At 58.9% G+C, this 24,511-nt stretch carries 23 protein-coding genes; 11 read left to right on the top strand and 12 right to left on the bottom strand.

Annotated elements, in window-relative coordinates:
- Window positions 1-72: 72 nt before the first annotated feature.
- The 8 genes from alaS to mltB form a co-directional block, all read right to left on the bottom strand.
- Complete coding sequence (alaS, locus tag D5067_RS05225; RefSeq protein ID WP_119935965.1) at window positions 73-2,700, bottom strand: alanine--tRNA ligase; 2,628 nt, start codon at window positions 2,698-2,700, stop codon at window positions 73-75.
- A 131-nt stretch (window positions 2,701-2,831) separates the two neighbouring features.
- Window positions 2,832-3,332, bottom strand: coding sequence for a recombination regulator RecX (gene recX, locus D5067_RS05220; RefSeq protein ID WP_119935966.1), 501 nt, complete (start codon window positions 3,330-3,332; stop codon window positions 2,832-2,834).
- A 68-nt stretch (window positions 3,333-3,400) separates the two neighbouring features.
- On the bottom strand, window positions 3,401-4,459 hold the full coding sequence (gene recA / locus D5067_RS05215) for a recombinase RecA (protein ID WP_119935967.1): 1,059 nt from the start codon (window positions 4,457-4,459) through the stop codon (window positions 3,401-3,403).
- Window positions 4,460-4,548: 89 nt separating this feature from the next.
- The gene (gene pncC, locus D5067_RS05210) at window positions 4,549-5,046 is read right to left on the bottom strand and encodes a nicotinamide-nucleotide amidase (protein ID WP_119935968.1); all 498 of its coding nucleotides are present in this window, start codon (window positions 5,044-5,046) and stop codon (window positions 4,549-4,551) included.
- A gap of 128 nt (window positions 5,047-5,174) precedes the next feature.
- Complete coding sequence (locus tag D5067_RS05205; protein ID WP_119935969.1) at window positions 5,175-6,053, bottom strand: metal ABC transporter substrate-binding protein; 879 nt, start codon at window positions 6,051-6,053, stop codon at window positions 5,175-5,177.
- A 14-nt stretch (window positions 6,054-6,067) separates the two neighbouring features.
- Window positions 6,068-6,928 (bottom strand): metal ABC transporter permease, encoded by an 861-nt coding sequence (locus tag D5067_RS05200; RefSeq protein WP_119935970.1) that lies wholly within the window; start codon window positions 6,926-6,928, stop codon window positions 6,068-6,070.
- Complete coding sequence (locus D5067_RS05195) at window positions 6,925-7,578, bottom strand: metal ABC transporter ATP-binding protein (RefSeq protein ID WP_119935971.1); 654 nt, start codon at window positions 7,576-7,578, stop codon at window positions 6,925-6,927. Before D5067_RS05195 ends, D5067_RS05200 begins: the two co-directional genes overlap by 4 nt.
- Window positions 7,579-7,846: 268 nt before the next feature.
- Window positions 7,847-8,947 carry a lytic murein transglycosylase B gene (gene mltB / locus D5067_RS05190; protein ID WP_168192644.1) on the bottom strand — a complete coding sequence of 367 codons (1,101 nt, stop codon included), beginning with the start codon at window positions 8,945-8,947 and terminating at the stop codon, window positions 7,847-7,849.
- A 272-nt stretch (window positions 8,948-9,219) separates the two neighbouring features.
- Between mltB and srlA the strand changes: the two genes are divergently transcribed.
- The 7 genes from srlA to gutQ all read left to right on the top strand — a co-directional run bounded on the left by srlA (window position 9,220) and on the right by gutQ (window position 14,130).
- Entirely contained in the window at window positions 9,220-9,783 is a 564-nt protein-coding gene (gene srlA, locus D5067_RS05185; RefSeq protein WP_119935973.1) for a PTS glucitol/sorbitol transporter subunit IIC, read from the top strand.
- Window positions 9,780-10,739: a PTS glucitol/sorbitol transporter subunit IIB gene (srlE, locus tag D5067_RS05180; protein WP_119935974.1), complete on the top strand. Its 960-nt coding sequence runs from the start codon at window positions 9,780-9,782 to the stop codon at window positions 10,737-10,739. The genes srlA and srlE overlap by 4 nt, the downstream gene beginning before the upstream one ends.
- A 12-nt stretch (window positions 10,740-10,751) precedes the next feature.
- Window positions 10,752-11,114 carry a PTS glucitol/sorbitol transporter subunit IIA gene (gene srlB / locus D5067_RS05175; protein WP_119935975.1) on the top strand — a complete coding sequence of 121 codons (363 nt, stop codon included), beginning with the start codon at window positions 10,752-10,754 and terminating at the stop codon, window positions 11,112-11,114.
- Window positions 11,115-11,128: 14 nt separating this feature from the next.
- Window positions 11,129-11,908, top strand: a complete 780-nt coding sequence (srlD, locus tag D5067_RS05170) for a sorbitol-6-phosphate dehydrogenase (protein ID WP_119935976.1) — start codon at window positions 11,129-11,131, stop codon at window positions 11,906-11,908.
- A gap of 67 nt (window positions 11,909-11,975) precedes the next feature.
- Window positions 11,976-12,335 (top strand): transcriptional regulator GutM, encoded by a 360-nt coding sequence (gene gutM, locus D5067_RS05165; protein ID WP_119935977.1) that lies wholly within the window; start codon window positions 11,976-11,978, stop codon window positions 12,333-12,335.
- Between the two features lie 63 nt (window positions 12,336-12,398).
- Window positions 12,399-13,172: a glucitol operon DNA-binding transcriptional repressor SrlR gene (gene srlR, locus D5067_RS05160; protein ID WP_119935978.1), complete on the top strand. Its 774-nt coding sequence runs from the start codon at window positions 12,399-12,401 to the stop codon at window positions 13,170-13,172.
- The gene (gutQ, locus tag D5067_RS05155; RefSeq protein ID WP_119935979.1) at window positions 13,165-14,130 is read left to right on the top strand and encodes an arabinose-5-phosphate isomerase GutQ; all 966 of its coding nucleotides are present in this window, start codon (window positions 13,165-13,167) and stop codon (window positions 14,128-14,130) included. Before srlR ends, gutQ begins: the two co-directional genes overlap by 8 nt.
- Here gutQ and norR read toward each other — a convergent pair.
- Window positions 14,127-15,641, bottom strand: a complete 1,515-nt coding sequence (norR, locus tag D5067_RS05150; RefSeq protein ID WP_119935980.1) for a nitric oxide reductase transcriptional regulator NorR — start codon at window positions 15,639-15,641, stop codon at window positions 14,127-14,129. The genes gutQ and norR overlap by 4 nt on opposite strands.
- Window positions 15,642-15,828: 187 nt before the next feature.
- Here norR and norV point away from each other — a divergent pair, with 187 nt between their 5' ends.
- The 4 genes from norV to D5067_RS05130 all read left to right on the top strand — a co-directional run bounded on the left by norV (window position 15,829) and on the right by D5067_RS05130 (window position 20,669).
- Window positions 15,829-17,277 (top strand): anaerobic nitric oxide reductase flavorubredoxin, encoded by a 1,449-nt coding sequence (gene norV / locus D5067_RS05145; RefSeq protein WP_119935981.1) that lies wholly within the window; start codon window positions 15,829-15,831, stop codon window positions 17,275-17,277.
- The gene (norW, locus tag D5067_RS05140) at window positions 17,274-18,407 is read left to right on the top strand and encodes an NADH:flavorubredoxin reductase NorW (protein WP_119935982.1); all 1,134 of its coding nucleotides are present in this window, start codon (window positions 17,274-17,276) and stop codon (window positions 18,405-18,407) included. Before norV ends, norW begins: the two co-directional genes overlap by 4 nt.
- Before the next feature lie 279 nt (window positions 18,408-18,686).
- The gene (locus D5067_RS05135; RefSeq protein ID WP_162844783.1) at window positions 18,687-18,845 is read left to right on the top strand and encodes a hypothetical protein; all 159 of its coding nucleotides are present in this window, start codon (window positions 18,687-18,689) and stop codon (window positions 18,843-18,845) included.
- Between the two features lie 159 nt (window positions 18,846-19,004).
- Window positions 19,005-20,669 (top strand): SgrR family transcriptional regulator, encoded by a 1,665-nt coding sequence (locus tag D5067_RS05130; protein WP_119935983.1) that lies wholly within the window; start codon window positions 19,005-19,007, stop codon window positions 20,667-20,669.
- Here the strand turns inward: D5067_RS05130 and D5067_RS05125 are convergent.
- Genes D5067_RS05125 through hydN form a run of 3 tightly spaced genes read right to left on the bottom strand, consistent with a single transcriptional unit; the run spans window position 20,642 to window position 24,434 of the window.
- The gene (locus D5067_RS05125; RefSeq protein ID WP_119935984.1) at window positions 20,642-21,664 is read right to left on the bottom strand and encodes a HoxN/HupN/NixA family nickel/cobalt transporter; all 1,023 of its coding nucleotides are present in this window, start codon (window positions 21,662-21,664) and stop codon (window positions 20,642-20,644) included. The two genes, D5067_RS05130 and D5067_RS05125, sit on opposite strands and share 28 nt — an antisense overlap.
- Before the next feature lies 1 nt (window position 21,665).
- On the bottom strand, window positions 21,666-23,882 hold the full coding sequence (gene hypF / locus D5067_RS05120) for a carbamoyltransferase HypF (RefSeq protein WP_119935985.1): 2,217 nt from the start codon (window positions 23,880-23,882) through the stop codon (window positions 21,666-21,668).
- 6 nt (window positions 23,883-23,888) lie between these two features.
- On the bottom strand, window positions 23,889-24,434 hold the full coding sequence (gene hydN, locus D5067_RS05115; protein WP_119935986.1) for an electron transport protein HydN: 546 nt from the start codon (window positions 24,432-24,434) through the stop codon (window positions 23,889-23,891).
- Between the last annotated feature and the right edge of the window lie 77 nt (window positions 24,435-24,511).

Raw genomic sequence — 24,511 nt, 5'->3', positions numbered from 1 at the left:
TCGTTATCGATAGCGCAGTGAACAAGACGCCATAACGTTACCGCTATGGCGTCTGCTTGTGCTTTGTAGTTATTACAGTTTCGCGCTTACCCAGCTTTCAACGCTGGCCAATGCCGCGGGAAGTGCCGCCGCATCCGTACCACCGGCTTGCGCCATGTCCGGACGACCGCCACCTTTGCCGCCCACCTGCTGGGCGACCATACCAATCAGCTCCCCTGCTTTCACACGGTCGGTCACATCCTTAGAGACGCCCGCAATCAGAGAAACCTTACCTTCTGCTACCGTCGCCAGCACGATAACTGTGGAACCGAGCTGGTTCTTCAGATCGTCGACCATAGTACGCAGCATCTTAGGCTCAACGCCGGCCAAATCGCTGACCAGCAGTTTGACGCCCTTAATATCTACCGCTTTGCTGGAGAGGCTTGCGCTCTCCTGCGCTGCAGCCTGTTCTTTCAGCTGCTGAAGCTCTTTTTCCAGCTGACGTGTACGATCCAGCGCAACGCGCACTTTCTCGCCCAGGTTCTGGCTATCGCCTTTCAGCAGCTGCGCGATATCGTGCAGCTGATCGCTCTGCGCGTGCAGGCTGGCAATGGCACCTTCACCGGTTACCGCTTCAATACGGCGAACACCTGCCGCCGTACCTGATTCAGATACGATGCGGAACAGGCCGATGTCACCGGTGCGCGATGCGTGGGTACCGCCGCACAGTTCGGTAGAGAAGTCGCCCATGCTCAATACGCGAACACGTTCGTCATATTTCTCACCAAACAGCGCCATTGCACCTTTTTTCTTCGCGTCCTCGAGCTCCATGATGTGGGTCTCGATTGGCAGGTTGCGGCGGATCTGCGCGTTCACCAGATCTTCCACTGCACGGATTTCAGAAGGCTTCATCGCTTCGAAATGAGAGAAGTCGAAACGCAGCACTTTGTCGTTTACCAGAGACCCTTTCTGAGCAACGTGCGTACCCAGCACGTCGCGCAGGGCGGCGTGCATCAGGTGCGTTGCAGAGTGGTTCAGGCGAATGCGCGCGCGGCGAGCTTCATCAACGTTAGCCTGAACGCCCTCGCCCACTTTCAGAGAACCGGAAACCAGCTTGCCCTGGTGGCCAATGGCCTGACCGTATTTTTGGGTATCGCTAACGCTGAAGCTAAAGCCGTTGCCTTTCAGTTCGCCTTTATCGCCAACCTGACCGCCAGATTCCGCATAGAACGGGGTTTTATCCAGAATCACAACCGCATCCTGACCCGCGCTGATGCTGTCTACCGCTTTACCGTCAACAAACAGGGCGGTCACTTTGCCGGTCAGCTCCAGTGCTTCATAGCCTTTGAATTCAGACGCACCGTCAACGCGGATCATCGCGTTGTAGTCGGCACCAAAACCGCTGGATTCACGCGCACGACGACGCTGCTCTTCCATCGCGGCTTCAAAGCCCGCTTCGTCAACTTTAATGTTGCGCTCGCGGCAAACGTCAGCCGTCAGGTCAACCGGGAAGCCGTAGGTGTCGTACAGGCGGAAAGCGGTTTCGCCATCCAGCGTGTCGCCCTTGAGCTTAGACAGTTCGTCGTCCAGCAGCGCCAGTCCGCGCTCCAGGGTACGAGCAAACTGTTCTTCTTCAGTTTTCAGAACCTGTTCAACCTGCGCCTGCTGGCGTTTCAGCTCATCACCGGCAGCACCCATCACGCCAATCAGTGGCCCAACGAGTTTATAGAAGAAGGTGTCCTTCGCGCCCAGCATGTTGCCGTGACGAATTGCGCGACGAATGATACGACGCAGCACATAGCCACGGTTTTCATTCGACGGGATCACGCCGTCGGCGATCAGGAACGCACAGGAACGGATGTGGTCTGCGATAACGCGCAGCGATTTGTTGCTGAGATCGGTCGCACCGGTCACTTCCGCGACGGACTTGATCAGCGTGCTGAACAGGTCGATGTCGTAGTTGGAGTTAACGTGCTGCAGAACCGCCGCAATACGCTCCAGACCCATACCGGTATCAACGGACGGCTTCGGAAGTGGCTCCATGGTACCGTCAGCCTGACGGTTGAACTGCATGAAGACGATGTTCCAGATCTCAATGTAGCGATCGCCATCTTCTTCAGCGGTTCCCGGAGGGCCGCCCCAGATGTGGTCGCCGTGATCGTAGAAGATTTCGGTGCACGGGCCGCAAGGGCCGGTGTCACCCATCTGCCAGAAGTTGTCAGACGCGTAAGGTGCGCCTTTGTTATCGCCGATGCGGATAATACGCTCGCGCGGGATACCAACCTCTTTTTCCCAAATTTCGAACGCTTCATCATCGGTTTCATAAACCGTAACCCACAGACGCTCTTTCGGCAGGTTGAACCAGTTTTCACCGGTCAGCAGTTCCCACGCGTATTGAATAGCATCGTGTTTGAAGTAGTCGCCGAAGCTGAAGTTACCCAGCATTTCGAAGAAAGTATGGTGGCGCGCGGTGTAACCGACGTTTTCCAGGTCGTTGTGTTTACCGCCCGCACGCACGCAACGCTGTGAGGTTGTGGCGCGGGAATAATTACGCTTGTCGAGACCAAGGAAAACATCCTTGAACTGGTTCATCCCGGCGTTGGTAAACAGCAGAGTCGGATCATTGTTCGGTACCAGGGAGCTGCTGGCAACAACCTGGTGTCCCTTACTATGGAAAAAGTCGAGAAACGCCTGACGGATCTCAGCGGTGCTCTTGCTCATAATTATCCTGAAATCAAACTAACGAAATGTCGCAGCAGGTCTGTATCTGTAAACAGTTGGACGGACCAGCTACTGGAAAAAGTGGGAATAAGATAAGTTTTCTTTAGTGGGAAGTAAAATCCCTCATGCGCTCAATCGACAAAATTACGCCAGATATCCTGAATATCTTCCATCAGAAAGCCGCGGTAGAGCAAAAACCGCTGGATTTTGACTTTTTCTGAAAATTCACGCGGCAGCGGTTCACCGTATTTCCGAATCGCCTGTTCTTTTGCCAGCTCGCACCAGTCGGTATCGCATTCGCGCATCGCCTTTTCAATGGATTCGCGGGCAACGCCTTTCTGATTTAGCTCCTGACGGATACGCGCGGGGCCATATCCTTTACGGCCACGGCTGGCGAGAAAACGAGAGGCAAAACGCTCATCATCCAGATAGCTGTGCTCATAGCACCAGGCAATCACACGATCGTAATCTTCTGCCGTGGCATCAATCTCCTCCGGCCCATTTTTGCTCATCACGGGGGCGGACAGTTTTCGCCGCAGCTCCTGTTCGCTGTGGTCACGCACGGCAAGAATGCGCACGGCGCGATCCAGCAAGCGGGCATAGGCGGGTCGACGTGCTGTGGATTCACTCATAAAAAACCTGCTGATTCAGAAATGCAAAAAGGGCCGCATGAGCAGCCCTTCATTTTTAAACGAAAGATTTAAAAGTCTTCGTTGGTTTCTTCAGCATCCGCGGCATCAACCACGAAATCAGGTTTGGAGTCCTGGTTGTTCAGCAGAAGTTCACGCACTTTCTTCTCAATTTCTTTCGCTGCAGCCGGGTTATCTTTCAGCCAGGAGATTGCATTCGCTTTACCCTGACCAATCTTATCGCCGTTGTAGCTGTACCAGGCGCCCGCTTTTTCAATCAGCTTCTCTTTCACGCCCAGGTCAACCAGCTCGCCGAGGAAGTTGATACCTTCGCCGTAGAGGATCTGGAATTCAGCCTGTTTAAACGGTGCTGCAATTTTGTTCTTCACGACCTTCACGCGGGTTTCACTACCCACCACGTTGTCGCCATCTTTCACCGCACCAATACGGCGGATATCCAGACGGACAGAGGCGTAGAATTTCAGCGCGTTACCACCGGTAGTGGTTTCCGGGTTACCGAACATCACGCCAATTTTCATACGGATCTGGTTGATGAAGATCAGCAGCGTGTTGGACTGTTTCAGGTTACCGGCCAGCTTACGCATCGCCTGGCTCATCATACGTGCCGCGAGGCCCATGTGAGAGTCACCGATTTCACCTTCGATTTCCGCTTTAGGCGTCAGTGCAGCAACGGAGTCGACTACAAGGACGTCAACCGCACCGGAGCGTGCCAGCGCATCACAGATTTCCAGTGCCTGCTCGCCGGTATCCGGCTGGGAGCACAGCAGGTTGTCGATATCGACACCCAGTTTGCGGGCATACACTGGATCCAGCGCGTGCTCGGCATCGATAAACGCACAGGTTTTACCTTCGCGCTGTGCCGCAGCAATAACCTGCAGAGTCAGGGTAGTTTTACCTGAGGATTCCGGCCCGTAGATTTCTACGATACGGCCCATTGGCAAACCGCCCGCGCCCAGTGCGATATCAAGAGAAAGCGAACCGGTGGAGATGGTTTCCACGTCCATGGAACGGTCTTCACCCAGGCGCATGATGGAGCCTTTACCGAATTGCTTTTCGATCTGGCCCAGTGCTGCCGCCAACGCTTTCTGTTTGTTCTCGTCGATAGCCATTATTACTCCTGTCATGCCGGGAGAAGCAACTGCGCTTCACCGTGGATTTCTGTTCTGTTGGTGCAATTATACTGTATGGTCATACAGTATCAAGTATTTTGTAGAAATTGTTGCCAGAGCGTTTTTAACGCATAAACGGTGGCCTGACGACGCACGCTTTCGCGGTCGCCGCTGAAGCACTCCCGGCGGGTGATCCCCTCACCTTTTGCGGTCGCGAAGCCAAACCAGACGGTGCCGACGGGCTTAACGTCGCTGCCGCCGTCCGGCCCTGCGATGCCGCTAATGGAAACGGCGTAATCTGCTCTCGCCTCTTTGAGTGCCCCAATGGCCATCTCAATCACCACCGGTTCGCTGACCGCACCATGCTGTTCCAGCGTCGCTTCTCGTACGCCAATCATTTGTGCTTTAGCTTCGTTACTGTAGGTCACAAAACCGCGTTCAAACCAGGCGGAACTGCCCGCAATGTCCGTGATCGCTTTGGCGACCCAGCCACCGGTACAGGATTCAGCCGTCGTGATGGTCGCCCCACGCTGCTTAAGCGCCAGCCCTACCACTTCGCTAAGCTGCATCAATTCATGGTCAGTCATACTCGCTCCAGGCATCGGAAAAACGTGCTGCACAAGATAGCACTTTCTCTTCAGATGTGGGGATGCGCTTCAGGTTTTACGAGGGGGCTTCAGAAAAAAGCCGATGCGGGCGCACCGGCTCTGGCTTTTTATTTCATGCCGTTCGCTATCGTAACCACATTATGGCGGAACGCCTTAACGTAGCTGTCCGCCACGCCGCCTTTAGCCGACAGCGCTTCCGGGTAAAGTTCGCCACCCGGCTGCGCGCCCGTGGCGCTGGCTATCTGTTTCACCAGTCGCGGGTCGAGCTGGTTTTCCATAAACCAGGTTTTCACGCCGTCGGCTTTAATCTGATTAATGATCTCCGCTACCTGCGCCGCGCTGGCTTCACTTTCAGACGACAGCCCCTGCGGCGCCATAAAGGTCACGCCGTAGGCGCGGCTGAAATAGCCAAACGCATCATGGCTGGTCAGTACTTTTCGTTTCGCCTGCGGGATTTCGCTGAAGCGCGTTTTGGCCCAGCCGTCCAGTTCGGTGAGCTGCGTAATATACGGTTTACCGGAAGCCTCAAGCGCCGCTTTATCTTCAGGGTCAGCCTTTACCAGCCCCGAAAGAATATTCTGCGCGTACAGCGCCCCGTTCGCCGCGCTGTTCCACGCATGCGGGTCGGTGACGGTTTTGCCATCCTCCTCCAGTGTGTGCGTCTTCACGCCGGTCGAGGCCACGACCAGCTGGCCTTTAAACCCGGACGCTTTCACCAGACGGTCGAGCCAGCCCTCAAGCCCCAGGCCGTTGACTACTACCACGTCAGCCTTGCTGAGCGCCGCGCTATCTTTCGGAGACGGCTCAAAGGTGTGCGGATCGCCGTCCGGGCCGACCAGCGTCGTCACCCTAACGTGGTCACCCCCCACCTCCTGCGTGATATCCCCGAGAATCGAAAAGCTCGTCACCACATTGATTGTTTTCGCCATCACTCCCTGCGACATCATCCCAAGCGCGAGCGCCACGGCTAACCCTGTACGTTTCATCATTTCCCCTTGCGTTAAAAAAGCGCACGCAGGCTGCCAGCAAGCTGGCTTCGCGTGCCACATAAAATAGAGATAAAGAACAGACCGCTGGCGGTCAGCACGATGGACGGTCCTGCAGGTAAACTCACCGCCCAGGAGAGGCTCAGCCCCAGCCACGCGCAGAAAATGCCGCTGATACCCGCCATCAGAAGCAATGCCGGCAGCGTGCGCACCCAGCAGCGCGCCGCCACGGCCGGCAGCATCATCAGCCCGACGGCCATTAGCGTGCCGAGCACCTGAAAACCGGCCACAAGGTTTAGCACCAGCAGCGCCAGAAACAGCCCGTGCAGCGCGCCGGGCAACCAGCGAGCGTTAACCTGCAGCCAGGCAGTATCAAAAGCCTCGGTCACCAGCCCGCGATAAAAAATCGCCAGCGTGATTAGCGTAAACATGCACACGCCCACCACAAACAGCGCGGCGTCGTTATCCACGGCGAGGATAGAACCAAAGAGAAGGTGCAGCAGGTCAACGTTCGAACCGCGCAGTGACACCAGCGTAACGCCCAGCGCCAGCGATCCAAGATAAAGCCCGGCAAAGCTGGCATCTTCTTTAAGCGGCGTGCGGCGGCTGACCAGCCCCGCCACCAGCGCAACCATAATTCCGGCAACAAAGCCGCCGATGCTCATTGCCAGCAGCGACATGCCGCTCAGCAGATACCCCACCGCAACGCCGGGTAAAATAGCGTGCGAGAGCGCATCGCCCATCAGGCTCATCCGGCGCAGCTGAAGAAATACGCCCAGCGCGGTCGTGCTCACGGAAAGCGCCAGGCAAACCGCCAGCGCGCGGCGCATAAAGCCGTACTCAATGAACGGCTGAAAAAAGAGATGCCAGATCATGCCACCCTCACCCGCTCGGTTTTCCATTGAGGAATATCAGCGTCCAGCCGTAACGTCTGCGGGAAGTGGCGCGACACGCGCTCGCTGTCGTGCAGAACCGCCAGCAGGGTCTGCCCCTGCATATACATCTCCAGCATCAAGTCCATTAACACGTTACAGGTGGCTTCATCGACGCCGGTAAAGGGCTCATCGAGCATCACCAGCGGCGCCTGCTGCACCAGTACGCGGGCAAAGAGCATGCGCTGAAACTGTCCGCCCGAGAGTTCATCAATGGTGGATAACGCCATGGATTCCAGCCCGACGCGCTCAAGCGCGCAGGCAATCCGCAGCCGCGTCTCGCGACGAAAACCGGAAAAAAGCGATATGCGCGGCCAGCAGCCCATGCTGACTACGTCCTGCACCGTCAGCGGAAACTGCGCCTCCAGCGCGTGGCGCTGCGCCAGCCAGCCAATCACCGGACGCTTACCCTGCCAGCGGAAACGGCCGCTGACGGGCGGGATAAACCCGGCAAGCGTTTTGAGCAGCGTGGATTTACCGCAGCCGTTGGCGCCGATAATCGCGGTCATACTCCCGCGCTCAATTACGCCAGACAGAGGATGCGTTACGGGCTCGCGGTCATAACCCGCGACCAGTTCGTTCATCACGATCATGGCAGCGCCACCGCCCAGCGCACGGCCAGCCCGAGAAACAGAATGAGTACCAGCGCAAGCAGCAGCCGAGCGGGGGATGAGAGAGAAAACAGCGACATGTGCACCTTGATTTTATAAAACGTTATAACATAACAATAATGAAAGACAATGAAGATGTAAACGACAGGAGTGAAATGGGAGTATGGCGAAATGTTTCTGCGGGAAGAAGGGTGCGCGCGGGTGCCCTCACCCCAGCCCTCTCCCACAGGGAGAGGGGGAATAAAGTGACTTACTGACTAAACGGTGACGCCGCCGGCACGCGCGCCTGCGCAACCGCCAGCCCCAGCTGCCATACGGCCATTGCGTAGTGGGTGCTGTGGTTATAGCGGGTAATGGTGTAGAAGTTCGGCATACCGAACCAGTACTGATACCCGGTTCCCACGTCCAGACGCAGCAGGCTCACCTGGTCGACATTGCCCAGCGGCTGGGTCGGCGTTAAGCCAGCCGCCGTAAGCTGCGCAACGCTGTATTTGGTTTTAAAACCGTTTTCCAGACCAAACGCCTCGCCGTTCGCCTGCACGGCAACCTGGCCGCCCGGCGTCCAGCCGTGGGCTTTGAAGTAGTTCGCCACGCTGCCGATGGCATCAACCGGATCCCACAGGTTGATGTGCCCGTCGCCGTTAAAGTCGACCGCATACTGCTTATAGGAAGACGGCATAAACTGGCCGTAGCCCATCGCCCCGGCAAACGACCCTTTCAGGTCGAGCGGATCGTCCTGCTCGCTACGCGCCATCAGCAGGAAGGTCTCCAGCTCGGAGGAGAAATATTCAGCGCGACGCGGGTAGTTGAAGGAGAGCGTCGCCAGCGCGTCGAGGATGCGGGTTTTGCCCATCACGCGGCCCCAGCGGGTTTCCACACCGATGATCCCGACGATGATTTCCGGCGGCACGCCGTAGGTCTGCCACGCGCGGTTGAGCGCATCTTCATACTGATTCCAGAACACCACGCCGTTTTGCACGTTGTCCGGGGTAATAAACTGTTTACGATAGCGCAGCCACGCGCCGTTTGGCCCGGTCGGCACCTGTGCCGTCGGTGCCTGGCGGTCCATCAGGCGCAGCACGTAGTCGAGACGCTTCGCCTGAGAGAGAATTTCATGCAGCTGCTGGCGGTCAAAGCCGTGCTTGCTCACCATTTTGTCGATGAACTGCTCGGCCGCCGGGTTGTTTGCGAAGTCGCCGCCCATCTGCATCATATTGTGCTGCGGCTCCAGCAGGAATCCTCCGGATGGCGCGCCAGCCGTTTGCTGAACAGCTTCGGTCTTAGGTTTGCTACTACAGGCGGACAGCAGAATAAGCGCAGGCAACAGCGCTGCGTAACGACGCTTGAACATGGGACATCCATTTAACGAGTTCGGTAAGAACCCATTATGGTAAAGCATCCCCGTCTCCTCAAGGAAGCGGTACTCATCTTCTCCGCCAAATCTTTACGTCCCCCAACGCAAATCTGCATTTTTTTCAACCAAAATTGATTCACCCCATCAATTAACTTTCAAAATAATCCATTTTTCTTTCATTGTGAGATCTATTTAACACTTTAAAACCTTTCAAAGTGATTATTATTAGCGCCAGCCAGACAATAACAATACGTCCTGAGGAGAGAAGAATGATAGAAACCATCACCCACGGCGCCGAGTGGTTCATCGGGCTGTTTCAGAAAGGCGGAGAGGTGTTCACCGGCATGGTGACCGGGATCCTGCCCCTGCTGATCAGCCTGCTGGTGATCATGAACGCCCTGATTAACTTTATCGGCCAGCAGCGCATTGAACGCTTCGCCCAGCGCTGTGCCGGGAACCCGGTATCACGCTACCTCGTCCTGCCCTTTATCGGCACCTTCGTTTTCTGTAACCCGATGACCTTAAGCCTCGGCCGCTTTATGCCGGAAAAGTACAAGCCGAGTTACTACGCAGCCGCCTCCTACAGCTGCCACTCGATGAACGGCCTGTTCCCGCACATCAACCCCGGCGAGCTGTTTGTCTATCTCGGCATTGCCAGCGGTCTGACTACGCTTGGCCTGCCGCTCGGCCCGCTGGCGGTAAGCTATCTGCTCGTCGGCCTGGTCACCAACTTCTTCCGCGGCTGGGTAACGGACCTCACCACCGCCATTTTCGAGAAAAAAATGGGCATCCAGCTTGAACAGAAAGTCCAACTTTCAGGAGCCACAGCATGAGCCGGATCCGCATTGAGAAAGGCACGGGCGGCTGGGGCGGCCCGCTGGAGTTCGACGCCACCGAAGGCAAAAAGATCGTTTACATCACCGCGGGCACGCGCCCGGCGATCGTCGATAAGCTGCGCGAGCTGAGCGGCTGGGAAGCGGTTGACGGCTTCAAAGAAGGCGAACCGCCGGAAGCGGAAATCGGCGTGGCGGTGATCGACTGCGGCGGCACCCTGCGCTGCGGCATCTATCCGAAGCGGCGCATTCCGACGGTGAATATTCACGCCACCGGTAAGTCAGGCCCGCTGGCGCAGTACATCCTTGAAGACATTTACGTCTCAGGCGTGAGGGAGGACAACATCACGCTGGTGAATGGGACTCCCGCGCCGCAAAAAGCGGCTCCGCGCGAGTACGACACCAGCAAGAAAATCACCGAACAGAGCGACGGCCTGCTGGCGAAGGTCGGGATGGGGATGGGTTCCGCCGTGGCGGTGCTGTTCCAGTCCGGGCGCGACACCATCGACACGGTGCTGAAAACCATACTGCCGTTTATGGCGTTCGTCTCGGCGCTGATCGGCATCATCATGGCGTCCGGCCTGGGCGACTGGATTGCCCACGGCCTCGCCCCGCTCGCCAGCCACCCGCTCGGGCTGGTGACGCTGGCGCTGATCTGCTCCTTCCCGCTGCTGTCGCCGTTCCTCGGCCCGGGCGCGGTAATTGCCCAGGTCATCGGCGTGCTGATTGGGGTGCAGATTGGTCTGGGAAACATTCCTCCACACCTCGCCCTGCCCGCTCTGTTTGCCATTAACGCCCAGGCGGCGTGCGACTTCATCCCCGTTGGGCTGTCGCTGGCGGAAGCGCGGCAGGACACCGTGCGCGTGGGCGTACCCTCCGTGCTGGTGAGCCGCTTCCTGACGGGCGCGCCAACGGTGCTGATTGCCTGGTTTGTCTCCGGCTTTATTTATCAATAAGAGGTTCCTGCGATGACCGTGATTTACCAGACCACCATTACCCGCATCGGCCAGAGCGCGGCCGATGCCTTAAGCGACCAGATGCTGATCACCTTCCGTGAAGGCGCCCCGGCGGATATCGAAGAGTTTTGTTTTATCCACTGCCACGGCGAGCTGAGCGGTGAGCTGAAGGCCGGCAGCCAGCTGGAGCTGGGCGAGGCGCGCTATGCCGTCACCGCCGTCGGCGACGTAGCCGAACAAAACCTGCGCGAGCTGGGGCATATCACCCTGCGTTTTGACGGCCAGCCGCGGGCGGAGTACCCCGGTACGGTTCACGTCGATGGCCCCGTTCCGCAGGCCGTTACCCCAGGCTGCACGTTAAAATTTGTTGCGTAATTAAGGAGAATCACATGAGTCAGGTTGCCGTTGTCATTGGTGGAGGACAAACCTTAGGCGAGTTCCTCAGCCGTGGGCTTGCCGCAGAGGGTTACCGCGTAGCGGTAGTGGACATTCAAAGTGAAAAAGCCGCCCGCGTGGCGGACACCATCAACACCGAGTTTGGTGAAGGGAGGGCCTACGGATTTGGGGCCGACGCCACCAGCGAGCAGAGCGTGATGGCGCTCGCCCGCGGCGTGGACGAAATCTTCGGGCGTACCGACCTGCTGGTCTACAGCGCGGGGATTGCGAAAGCGGCGTTTATCAGCGACTTCGCGCTGGGGGATTTTGACCGCTCGCTGCAGGTGAACCTGGTGGGCTATTTCCTCTGCGCACGCGAGTTTTCGCGCCTGATGATCCGCGACGGCGTTCAGGGCCGCATCATTCAGATCAACTCGAAATCGGGCAAAGTGGGCAGCAAGCATAACTCCGGCTACAGCGCGGCGAAGTTTGGCGGCGTGGGGCTGACGCAGTCTCTGGCGCTGGATCTGGCCGAGTACGGCATTACCGTGCATTCGCTGATGCTCGGCAACCTGCTCAAATCGCCGATGTTCCAGTCCCTGCTGCCGCAGTATGCCACCAAGCTCGGCATTAGCGCCGACGAGGTGGAGCAGTATTACATCGATAAAGTGCCGCTGAAGCGCGGGTGCGACTATCAGGACGTGCTGAACATGCTGCTGTTTTACGCCAGCCCGAAGGCGTCTTACTGCACCGGGCAGTCGATCAACGTGACCGGCGGGCAGGTCATGTTCTAATCGAGCGGCCTGATGCCCTCACCCTAACCCTCTCCCTGTGGGAGAGGGAACAAAACAAGGAGTCAATATGGTTACCGCACTCATCACCGTCGCCGCCCTCGCCTGGCTGTGCCAGATGGCGTTTGGCGGCTGGCAGATCCACCAGTTTAACCGCGCGTTTGACGCCCTGTGCCAGAAAGGCCGCGTAGGCGTCGGGCGTTCCGGCGGCCGCTTTAAGCCGCGCGTAGTGGTGGCGATTGCGCTGGATGAAAACAACCGCGTCTGCGATTCGCTCGTCATGCGCGGGATAACCGTCTTCGCCCGCCCGGTGAAAATCCAGGCGATCAACGGCATTTCGCTGCAGGAATTGCAGCCTGATGTGATCTTTCCCCATGATTCGCTCTGTCAGAATGCACTATCATTAGCGCTTAATCTGAAACATGGATAATTTCGTTGTGAAAGCTATATGCTTGCGAAATTATCATTTCGCAACGTAAGGAACGAAGCGCCTATGAAACCACGTCAGCGGCAGGCGGCCATTATTGAGCATCTGCAAAAGCAGGGAAAATGTTCGGTAGAGGATCTGGCCCACTACTTTGACACCACCGGCACGACAATACGCAAGGACCTGGTATTGCTCGAAAACTCTGGCGCAGTCATTCGAACCTACGGCGGCGTTGTGCTGAATAAAGACGAAGCCGATCCGCCAATCGACCACAAAACGCTGATCAATACGCACCAGAAAGCGCTGATTGCGGAAGCCGCCGTCACGTTAATCCACGACGGTGACTCCATTATTCTTGATGCGGGCAGCACCGTCCTGCAGATGATCCCGATGCTCAGCCGCTTTAACAACATCACGGTGATGACCAACAGCCTGCATATCGTCAATGCCCTGTCCGAGTTCGACAGCGAGCAAACCATCCTGATGCCCGGCGGCACCTTCCGTAAAAAATCGGCGTCATTTCACGGCCAGCTGGCGGAGAACGCCTTTGACCACTTCAGTTTTGATAAACTCTTTATGGGCACCGACGGCATCGACCTGAACGCGGGCGTCACCACCTTCAACGAGGTGTTCAGCGTCAGTAAAGCGATGTGTAACGCCGCGCGGGAAGTGATATTGATGGCTGACTCGTCAAAATTTGGCCGCAAAAGCCCTAATATCGTCTGTAGCCTTGAAAGCGTCGATAAGCTGATCACCGACGCGGGCATCGACCCGGCGTTCAAAAAAGCGCTGGAAGAGAAAGGAATCGACGTGATCGTAACCGGAGAGAGAGATGAGTGATTTTCTGTTAGAAACGGGCCGCCATACCTTAATGCTGGAACTGCAGGAGGCCAGCCGCCTGCCGGAACGTCTGGGCGACGATTTTGTCCGCGCGGCAAACACCATTATTCAGTGCGAAGGCAAAGTGATCGTCGCGGGGATTGGTAAATCCGGCCATATCGGCAAGAAGATTGCCGCAACGCTTGCTAGCACCGGCACCCCGGCCTTCTTCGTCCATCCTGCCGAAGCGCTGCACGGCGATCTGGGAATGATCGAAAGCCGCGACGTGATGCTGTTTATCTCCTATTCCGGTGCGGCCAAAGAGTTAGATCTCATCATTCCGCGCCTGCAGGAGAAGTCCGTTGCCCTGCTGGCGATGACCGGCAAATCCCGCTCGCCGCTGGCATTGGCAGCGAAGGCCACGCTGGATATTTCCGTTGAGCGTGAAGCCTGCCCGATGCATCTCGCCCCGACCTCCAGCACCGTCAACACGCTGATGATGGGCGACGCGCTGGCAATGGCTGTAATGCAGGCGCGCGGCTTTAACGAAGAAGATTTCGCCCGCTCGCATCCGGCGGGCGCGCTCGGCGCACGCCTGCTCAACAAGGTTCACCACCTGATGCGCACCGACGATGCCATTCCGCAGGTCAAACTCGACACCAGCGTCATGGACGCGATGCTGGAGCTGAGCCGCACCGGGCTGGGGCTGGTCGCGGTGTGCGATGAGAACGGGCACGTCAACGGCGTCTTTACCGACGGCGACCTCCGCCGCTGGCTGGTAGGTGGCGGCAAGCTGGAAACCCGGGTTTCTGAAGCGATGACCAAAGGCGGGCTGACGCTGAACGCAGAAAGCCGCGCCATTGAGGCCAAAGAGGTGCTGATGAAACGCAAAATCGCCGCCGCTCCGGTCGTGGATGAAAGCGGCAGGCTGTGCGGGGCCATCAACCTGCAGGACTTCTACCAGGCCGGGATTATTTAACCCTTCAGCCCCAGACGCTTCGCCAGCCTGTGCAGGTTGGCGACGTCCATTTCCAGCGCCCGCGCGCACGCCGCCCAGCTGCGGTTGTTCAGTTCCAGCGCGCGGGTAATCATCTGACGCTGAAACGCCTCTGTTGCTTCACGCAGATTCTCATTGGCAATTTCCGGTACAGCCGGAGCAACCGCCTGTACGCTCTCATCATGCAGGGCAAAATGTTGCGCGTGGATCACCACTTCATCGCCCGAGCGCGTCGCCCGCGCCAGTACCACCGCGCGGTGAATCGCATGCTCAAGCTCGCGCACGTTGCCCGGCCAGCCGTAGCTCAGCAAGTGCGTTCTCGCCCCCGGGCTTAACACCACGCGAGAAAGTCCCATTTTGAGCCGACACTGCTCGCAAAAAAATCCGGCCAGCAGAACCACGTCCTCACCACGCTCGCGCAGCGGCGGAACGGAGAGCGGGAACACGCTCAGGCGGTGGAACAGGTCGGCACGGAAATTGCCCGCCAGCACCTCTTCCCGCAGGTCGCGGTTGGTTGCTGCCAGCACGCGTACGTCTACTCTCAGGCTGCGGTCATCTCCCACGCGCTGGATATCGCCGTACTGCAGCACGCGCAGCAGCTTGGCCTGCAGCGAGAGCGACAGCTCGCCGATTTCATCAAGAAACAGCGTGCCGTTATCGGCCATTTCGAACTTGCCGCTGCGGTTGCTGATGGCCCCGGTAAACGCCCCCTTAACGTGGCCGAACAGCTCGCTTTCCGCCACGCTTTCGGGCAGCGCCGCGCAGTTGAGGTACACCAGCGGGTTGACCGCGCGCGGCGAGGCTTCGTGAATCGATTTCGCCACCAGCTCTTTACCGGTGCCGGTTTCCCCGAAAATCAGCACGTTTAAATCGGAGGCGGCGACAATCTCAATCTCCTTTTTGAGCTGCGCCATGCCCGGCGAAAGACCGATCATCTCGGTGTGCGCGACCTGCTCAAACGCCGCCGGGCTGCCGGGCAGGATGTTCTGGCTCTCCAGCTGTTCAATAAGCAGGGCATTGTTCAGCGCCCCGGCGGCCAGCGCCGCAATCAGGCGCAGCTCTTCGTCGCTGAATGTATCAAACTGGTCCGGCGACATGCCGTCGAGCGTTAGCGCGCCAATCAGGTTTTGGCCGGCAAACAGCGGCAGCCCGATACAGGCGTGCACCTTCAGGCTCTCCTGCCCCGGGATCAGGCCGTCGTACGGGTCGGGCAGATCGCTGTCCGCCGGGAAACGCACCACGTCCCCCGCGCGGGCGATGGTTTCCAGACGCGGGTGGCCTTCGAGGGTAAAGCGCCGCCCCAGCACGTCCTGCGCCAGCCCGTCGATGGCCAGCGGAATAAACTGTCGCCCTTCATAGCGCAGCAGGGCCGATGCATCACACTCAAGCACGTGGCGCAGCGTGGAGATCAGCCGCTGAAAGCGGTCCTGATGGCCGATACCGGTTTGCAGCTCAATGGCGATCTTCGCCAGCACGTCTACGGAAAAGCTCATCTGCACCTCATAGTCTTTTTGACAATTCATAATGTCATAATGACCATTATTAAGATAGTCATAATGACTACCCATAAAGAATGATAAACTTAAAAACTGTTTAAAATCATATAAATAAAAAGTTGGCACGCAACTTGATATAGCTAAACCATCTTATTTGAACACACCGTATTAAACTGAGGTTGCTATGTCTATTCTGGTTAAAAATAACATTCATTGGGTTGGTCAACGTGACTGGGAAGTGCGTGATTTTCACGGGACGGAATACAAAACCCTGCGCGGCAGCAGCTACAACAGCTATCTCATTCGTGAAGGTAAAAACGTGCTGATCGATACGGTCGATCACAAGTTCAGCCGCGAGTTCGTGCAGAACCTGCGCAGCGAAATCGACCTGGACGCTATCGACTACATCATCATCAACCACGCGGAAGAGGACCACGCCGGCGCGCTGACCGAGCTGATGTCCTACATTCCGAACACCCCAATTTACTGCACCACTAACGCCATCGACTCCATCAACGGCCACCACCACCATCCGGAGTGGAATTTCCACACCGTGAAAACCGGCGACTCGCTGGATATCGGCAACGGCAAACAGCTGATCTTCGTTGAAACGCCGATGCTGCACTGGCCGGACAGCATGATGACCTACATGACAGGCGACGCGGTGCTGTTCAGCAACGACGCCTTCGGCCAGCACTACTGCGACGAGCGCCTGTTCAATGACGAAGTGGACCAGACCGAACTCTTCGAGCAGTGCCAGCGCTACTACGCCAACATCCTGACGCCGTTCAGCCGCCTGGTGACGCCAAAAATCACCGAGATCCTCGGCTTCAACCTGCCGGTAGACATGATTGCCACCTCCCACGGCGTGGTATGGCGTGAGAACCCAACCCAGATTGTCGAGCTGTACCTGAAGTGGGCGGCGGACTATCAGGAAGACCGCATCACAATCTTCTACGACACCATGTCCAACAATACCCGCATGATGGCGGACGCTATTGCCCAGGGCATCAACGAAGTTGACCCGAACGTGGCGGTAAAAATCTTCAACGTGGCGCGCAGCGATAAGAATGAGGTATTGACCAACGTCTTCCGCTCCAAGGGCGTGCTGGTGGGCACCTCCACCATGAACAACGTAATGATGCCGAAAATTGCCGGCCTGGTAGAAGAGATGACCGGCCTGCGCTTTCGCAACAAGCGCGCCAGCGCGTTTGGCTCCCACGGCTGGAGCGGCGGCGCGGTAGACCGTCTGTCTACCCGTCTGCAGGATGCCGGTTTTGAAATGTCCCTGAGCCTGAAGGCGAAATGGCGTCCGGATATCGACGCGCTGGAAATCTGCCGCCAGCACGGCCGCGACATTGCACGTCAGTGGGCGCTCGCTCCGCTGCCGGAAGCGGCTGCTAAACCCACCGAACAGCAGGAAGCCTGCGCCTGTGCCGCCGCGGCAGCCGCGGACCTCGGCCCACGCATGCAGTGCAGCGTCTGCCAGTGGATTTACGACCCGGAACTGGGCGAGCCGCTGCAGGATGTTGCCCCGGGGACACCGTGGAGCGACGTGCCGGACAACTTCCTCTGCCCGGAATGTTCACTCGGTAAAGACGTCTTTGACGAACTGGGTACGGAGGCAAAATGAGCAACGGTATCGTCATCATCGGCTCGGGCTTTGCCGCCCGCCAGCTGGTGAAAAATATCCGCAAACAGGACGCCAGCGTGCCGTTGACGGTGATTGCCGCCGACAGCATGGACGAGTACAACAAGCCGGATTTAAGCCACGTGATGAGCCAGAATCAGCGCGCCGAAGACCTCACCCGCCAGACGGCGGGGGAGTTCGCGGAACAGTTTAACCTGCGCCTGTTCCCGTACACCTGGGTCACCGATATCGACGCCGCTGCACGCGTGGTGAAAGCGAAAGATAAATCCTGGCAGTACGACAGGCTGGTGCTGGCGACGGGGGCTTCCGCCTTTGTGCCGCCTGTTGAGGGCCGTGAGCTGATGATCACGCTGAACAGCCAGCAGGAGTATCAGGCCAGCGAAACGGGGCTTCGTGACGCGCAGCGGGTAATGATTGTCGGCGGCGGTTTAATTGGCACCGAACTGGCGATGGATTTCTGCCGTGCGGGTAAATCCGTTACCCTGGTCGATCATGCTGCCAGCATCCTGTCGGCGCTGATGCCCGCAGAAGTGAGCAGCCGCTTACAGCATCGTCTGACCGACATGGGCGTGCATCTGCTGCTGAAATCTCAGCTACAGGGTCTGACGAAAACCGGGAGCGGTATTCGCGCTACGCTCGACCGCAACCGCAGCGTTGACGCAGACGTGGTTATCGCGGCGACGGGCCTGCGCCCGGAAATTGCGCTGGCGCATCGTGCAGGGGCAGAAACAAACCGTGGCGTGAAGGTGGACAGCTACCTGCAAACCACGCAGCCCGATATTTACGCGCTGGGCGACTGCGCCGAGATTAACGGTCAGGTGCTGCCGTTCCTGCAGCCGATTCAATTAAGCGCCATGTATCTGGCTAAAAATCTGCTCGGCGGCAGCGCGCCGCTGAAATTACCCGCCATGCTGGTGAAGGTTAAAACGCCGGAGTTACCGCTCCACCTTGCCGGTGAAACGCAGCGTCAGGATCTGAACTGGAATATCGCCATTGAGCCGCAGGGCATGGTGGCGCGCGGTGCAGATAATGAGGGTCAACTACGCGCTTTTGTCGTCAGTGAAGATCGGATGAAAGAAGCTTTCGCGCTGCTGAAATTGATACCTGCTTAACCCTCGCTTTGCCGGGTGGCGCTTCGCTTACCCGGCCTACAGCACGGCCACGCTTACTTAACCTTTGGATTTTATTGTTCGCCGCCCCGATGTCCCGGGGCTTTTTTTTTTGCGCGCCCTATTCATGAGATAAATACAAATTAGATAAATCATCGCTATCAATCCTTTATTTATTATTTCCATCAATATATAAATGCGGAACAGCTTAAAAACATCACCCTGTTTTATTATTTGCACCCGGCTTACCCTGAAAGGGAATTAATCAGCCGGAGGCAAATCATGGCGACTTTTAATAAAGAACTCAATTATCTTTCTCGTTATTTCAAAGAAGCGAAGCCTGCTGAACATATTTTATTTCGCTGGCTTTATTTGAGCCCGGAGGCGCGCATTGAGCGCCTGCGTGAGCTGATGATGCCGGTCAGTAAACATGAGCGATAATCGCCGTGTGGCGCTACGCTTACCCAGCCTACAAAGCCCGTAGGCCCGCGCAAGCGCAGCGCCGCCGGGCAAAACCGGAACACTTTACGTAAACCAGCACTTTTTCTTCCGCAAAAAAATCCTACACTCTCAGCATCCCTTTTTTACCGGTATGCCGCTATGCGCCAGCTTCAGAAAATCCGTCAGTATCAACGGCTTTATCAGCACTACGGATCCGAGCCCAGGCCGACGACCATTGCGGAAGTCGCCGAGGTTGCGCTGTGCAGCGAACGTCATGCCCGCACGCTTCTACGCCAGCTTGCGCAGAGCGGGTGGTTAACCTGGCGCGCGCAGCCGGGGCGCGGACACCGTGCTACGCTGCACTGCCTTGCTACCACCAGCGAGCTGAGCATACCGCTGATGCACGCCTGCCTGGAGAAGGGGGATTATCAGAGCGCGCTGCAGCTGGCCGACGGCGATCCGGCGAGCCTGCATCATATCATCACCCCGTTTTTAGGCGGCAAATGGCTTAAGCACCAGCCGACGCTGCGCATTCCGTGGTATCGCCCGCTTTCCTCGCTGCACCCCGCCCTTCACCGTCGACGCGCGGAACAGCATATTATCTGCGCGGTTCACGCGGGGCTGACGCGCTATACGCCCGGCCATCCGCAGCCCGAGCCCGATTTAGCCCACCACTGGGAAGCCAGCGAAGATAGGCTCACCTGGCGCTTTTACCTGCGCAGCGGGGCGCACTGGCATAACGGGCAGGCCATCAGCGATGAAGATATTCTCAGCGCAATTGAGCAGATGCTGGCCGATCCGGCGCGCGGCGCGGGGCTGGCGCACGTTCAAACGGTGTCGCTTGTCGCCCCCTGGTGTCTGGAGATCGCGCTTAACGCGCCCGATGCCATGCTGGCGCACCGTCTCGCGCATCACGCCTGTCGCCTGCCGCATCCGCAGCAGCCGACTATCGGCGCGGGCCCCTTTGCTATTGCCCATCACCACTCGCACTACCTGCGCCTTGAGCGTCAGCCGTGGTACTTTGCGGCGCACCCGCTGCTGCAGGCGATAGAGTTCTGGCGAACCCGTAGCGAGGCGGAAAAACCCGCGTGGATCACCGTGGGCAAAGGTGAAAATGCCCGGGAGTCCGTCACCTCCACCAGCGGCGGGTTTGCCTGGCTGATGCTGAACGCCGGGCTGCCGCAGCCGCTGGCCGCCTGGCTGCGTCAGGAAATTCAGCATATTAATCAACAGCACCTCCGTCGGGAGGATGTCGATACCCGCACGGAAATTCTGCCCGGCATCGCGACGCCCGCCTTTCCCGATGCGTGCGAAGTGACGCTGCCAGCCACCCTTTCGCTTGTCTGTTATGACACGCCGGGGCTGAGCGATTTGGCCAGCATGCTGCAAACGCGCCTGAAAAAGCGCGGCTGCGACGTCGCTGTCCGCTGGAAAGACCGTGAAGAGTGGCACGCGCCCGACGCGCTGGCGCAGGGGGATATTTTACTGGGGGACTATCTGGCAGGTGAGGTGCCGGAGTTTGCGCTGGCAGAGTGGTTTACCGAAGAGCCCGCCTGGGCCACCGCGCTGGGGCAGACCGCCTGGCAAAAAGCAAAGCAGACGCTGATGGCCTACTGCGAAAGCGAGGAAACGCTGAGAACACGCCTTCCCGCCTTCTTTCAACGTCTGCTGGAAAGCGGCGCCTGCACGCCGCTGTTCCACTATCGCTATCGCATCAACACCCTTGAAAACGTACAGGGGATCGTGCTGACGGCCAGCGGCTGGCTTGATTTCACCCGCGCCTGGCTGCCGCCCGCTCAGGAACGCACGACCAGCGCGTCGTAGCCGCGCCAGCGGTAGTTGACCATAGAGACCAGCCAGCAGGCAACGAACAGCCCGACCACCACGAATCCGGCGTTGCCCAGGTTGTCATTGACCGCGCCGATCAGATCCCAGACGCCGCCGCTGAGGGAGAATTTATCCATCAGCAGGCCCAGCGCTTCGAGCCCGCCGATAAACAGCGCCACCACCACGGAGGTCCCGGTGATGGTCATGTTGTAGTAGAGCTTGCGCTGCGGTTTATTGAAAGCCCAGCCGTAGGCGCCCACCATCAGCAGATTATCGAGGGTATCCACCAGCGCCATCCCGCTGGCAAAGAGCGCCGGGAAGATCATGATTGCCCATACCGACATCCCGCTGGAGGCGCTGGCGGCAGAGATCCCGAGCACGCCAATTTCCGTGGCGGTATCGAACCCCAGCCCGAACAGGAAGCCGACCAGGTACATCTGCCAGCTTTTATTCACCAGGCGGAAGGTTTTGCCAAACAGCCAGTTCATGACGCCGCCCTGGGCAGGGAGCGTGATGTCGCCCTGCACAGGCCTGCCGTGTTTCAGCGCCTGAAAACTGCGCCAGACGCCGCGCAGGATCACCATGTTCACCAGCGCCATCGCCAGCAGGAAGGTGGCGGAAACGGCGGTGCCAATCAGGCTGCCCGTTTCGTGGAACCATGCCATGTTTTTCTGAAACGCCGTCGCGGTAGCGGCGATGGCGATGGAGGCCAGCACCACGATGGTGGAGTGCCCCAGCGAGAACCACGCCCCCACGCCGGACGGGCGTTTGCCCTGCTGCATCATCTTACGCGTAACGGTATCAATCGCGGCGATGTGGTCCGCATCTACCGCATGGCGCAGCCCGTAGCACCACGCCAGCAGGCTCGCCGCCATCAGCGCCGTGCTGCCGCTGAACGTGCGCCACGCCCATCCCCAGGCGAGCAGATTAGCCATTACCAGTCCCAGCAGCAGGAGCGCTGCGCGAGGTTCATTGCGTAAGAGTCGTAACATTTTAAATCCCTTGTGAACATGACCGGGCAGCGGCAACCACCGCCTGCCCGAAGGAGATCGCCCCGTCACCTGCGGGCAGATGATGGGGAAAAAGGAGGGTAAAATCCGCCAAATACTCGCGCAGGCGCGCGCGCAGCAGGCGGTTGTGTACTACGCCGCCGCTGAAGCAGATTGTCGACAGCGACAAGCGTCGGGCATGGGACGCGGCGAGCTCCGCCAGCCCTTTTGCCAGCGCATCGTGAAACGCCCACGCGCGCTCGCAGGGCTCTGCCTGCCAGGCCAGCCACTGCTGCCAGAAAAGCGCGAGGTTATCCGCGTCCAGCGTCACCGGATGGTCGACGCCCGCGCACCGCGAGGCCAGCGCTTCCAGCCTGCACGCCGCTTCGCCTTCGTAGCGCTGCGCGTCGATGCCCAGCGCGCAGGCGACCGCATCAAACAGCCGGCCGCACGACGAGGCCAGCGGCGCATTAACACCGCGCTGAATCGCCGTCGCCAGCAGCGGCCAGTTTTGTGATTGCACGCCGCCTGTTTCCGGGCAGCGCTGCCAGTCAGGGACAAACGCCAGGCAGTGGGCGAGCAAATTTCGCCACGGCTGCCGCGCCGCCAGGTCGCCACCGGGCAGCGCAACGGCAGGCAGCCCGCCCAGGCGCTCGCACTCAAGGTAGTTGACCCGCAGACACTCCCCGCCCCACAGCGCGCCGCTTTCCCCCATGCCAATTCCGTCCAGCGTCAGCGCGATGACGTCGCCCCCGCCGCGCGGCCAGCCGTTTTCCGCCAGGCACGCCGCGGCGTGAGCGTGATGGTGCAGCACGGTTTCGACCGGCAGCGCCTGCGCCTGCGCCCACCGGCGCGCGCGATACCCAGGATGGGCGTCGCACACCACCTTCTCGGGCAGGAAGGCGTAGATGTCCTGCATCGTCGAGAGCGCGCCGCGCCACTGCGCTTCGACCCCCTCGTCGCCGAGGTCGCCAAAATGCTGGCTCAGCACCGCCTGGTTGCCACGCACCAGGCAGAAGGTGTTTTTCATCTCCGCGCCGGTGCATAGCATGGCGGGTATATTCTCGAAACCCGCAGGCAGCATGATGGCATCCGGCACAAAACCGCGCGCGCGGCGCAGCATCGCGCCGTCCCGATCCATCACCGAATCATCCATTCGCTGCAGAATGTCGCGGTTGTGCAGCAGGAAGCCGTCCGCGATGTCGCTGAGCTCATCCATCGCCTGCTCGTTGCTGATGGCCGGCGGCCTGCCGCTAAGGTTGCCGGAGGTCATTACCAGCGGTCGCCGGGAATCCATCATCAGAAGATGCTGCAGCGGGTTCGCGGGAAGCATCACCCCGATCGCGTTCAGTCCCGGCGCAATCTCCTCGGGGAACGCGGAAAGAGAGGCTTTTGGCGTCAGCACAATCGGCGCAGCGGAGGAGCGTAACAGCGTCTGGATAGACGCCGGCAGGCCGTCCGCATCCGGGATCATCACCGCCAGCGGCTTCGTCGGGCGCTGCTTGCGTGATCGCAGTTTCAGTATCGCCTGTGGGTTTTGCGCATCACAGACGAGATGAAAACCGCCCAGCCCTTTGACCGCAACGATGCCGCCGTTTTTCAGCATCGCCACCGCCGCCTGCAGCGCAGCGTCTCGGGTGCTCAGGGTGTCGCCCGCACGCCACTCCAGCGCTGGCCCGCAGTCCGGGCAGGCCACCGGCTGGGCGTGAAAGCGTCGGTCAGCCGGGTTACGGTATTCCGTCTCGCACGGCACGCAGAGGGGAAATGCGGCCATCGACGTGGCCGGACGGTCATAGGGCATGGCGCGAATAATGGTAAACCGCGGGCCGCAGTGGGTGCAGTTGATAAACGGGTAGCGATAGCGGCGCTCGCGGGGGTCGCGCATTTCAGACAGACACGCCGGACAGGTGGCGGCATCCGGCACTATCTGGGTGTCCATCGCCCCGCCCGCGCTGTGGCGGATAACGAACGCGTCCGGCACTTGCGCCCAGGTGAACGGCTGCGTTTCAACGCGATCAATGCGCGCCAGCGGCGGGCACTCCTGATGCAGCCTCGCGGTAAAGGCCCCCCCATTACCCGCGAGGCGCACCAGCACGCCCTCTCCGTCGTTGCAGACATCGCCCGTTAGCTCAAGCTGGCGCGCAAGCTGCCAGACGAAGGGCCGAAACCCCACGCCCTGCACCTTGCCGCGCACCCGCAGCTGTACGCCGTTACCGCTCATCGCAGGTTAAAACAGCAGTGACGACGAGGTGTCGAATGCCGCACGTCGACGCTTTTCGGCACTCATCTGTTCGAGCTTGTCGCGATCCACGCACACCAGCGCGTGCGTCGGGCAGGCTTCCATACAGGCCGGACCCGCCTCGCGGTGGTAGCAGAGGTCGCATTTGTTGGCTTCGGCTTTCTCTGCGCGCACGCTCAGCCCCATGCCGCTGTTGCGCACAACCGGGCGTACCACCACCTCCATCGCGCCGTACGGGCAGGCGACAACGCAGGTTTTACACCCGATGCAGCGCTCCTGCATCACGTGCACAAAGCCTTTCTCGCGCTTAATTGCCCCGTTCGGGCAGACGTTGGCGCACGGCGCGTCTTCGCACTGACGGCAAATCGCGGCGGTTGAGATATTCACGCCCTTAATGACGTGAATACGCGGCAGGAAAGCGTCCGGAGTCAGGGAGGCACAATCCTGATCCGGCTGATGGGAAACAACACAGGCGACTTCACAGGTCCGGCAGCCAATACACTTACTGGCATCGGCCATCATAAAACGGTTCATCTGCTTCTCCAGCATAACAGTCATGCGCGGAGCTATTCATAAACCGTGCCAGTTTTTAAACTATTGAAATAATTAGA

This window comes from Enterobacter huaxiensis (assembly GCF_003594935.2).
Lineage (GTDB): Bacteria > Pseudomonadota > Gammaproteobacteria > Enterobacterales > Enterobacteriaceae > Enterobacter > Enterobacter huaxiensis.
Note: the sequence above shows the minus strand (reverse complement) of the source record. Positions and strands in the feature narration are given on the sequence as shown.